The organism is Brevundimonas sp. 357, from assembly GCF_003938605.1.
GTDB lineage: Bacteria > Pseudomonadota > Alphaproteobacteria > Caulobacterales > Caulobacteraceae > Brevundimonas.
On record NZ_RHWX01000053.1, the window covers coordinates 1 to 588 of the forward strand.

The window sequence follows — 588 nt, forward strand, 5'->3', positions numbered from 1 at the left end:
GCCGTAGATTGGCTTAAAAGAAATCGGGTCTACAATACGATACTGAGTAATAAAGTCATCCGGCACATCTACAATATCGCAGGCAATATCCGCCCGGGAAAAATGCGGATCTAAAAATAGGTCATGAATGAATCCTTTCATGGAACTAGCTAAAAACTGGCCTATCTTATTCGGATTAAAATCAATACGACCTTTTCCTTCATGAAATTTAAGTATTTCGATATACGCAATATCTTCTCCATATTGATCGAATAATTGCCAGCCGTTTATCCCAACTGATTTCAAATATCCCTGATTTTCGTTCAAACGCATTAATTGCTCGAAATCGACAAAAACAACTCCATTTTTCGTCCAATAAGCTATGGTATCATTCAGTTTTCCGACAATTGTAATTCGATCAATCGACCAATTTAATTTTAGGGGGGTGGTCGTACCTTGCACACTTAACCGCCTGTTAGAAATACGGTTAAGTTTTTCGAGCTGATTTATCGTTGTTCTTTTTTCTGCCCCTCGACCTTCAATTTTTGATTGAATTTCACTCAACTGATTTTCATTTGCCATTTTCGTCCTCCAAACGAAAAAAGAGAC

1 pseudogene is annotated in these 588 nt (G+C 37.4%); it reads right to left on the reverse strand.

The window, feature by feature from the left end:
• Nucleotides 1-561: pseudogene (locus tag EGK63_RS16345) on the reverse strand (replication protein); the annotation flags it as partial.
• Between the last annotated feature and the right edge of the window lie 27 nt (nucleotides 562-588).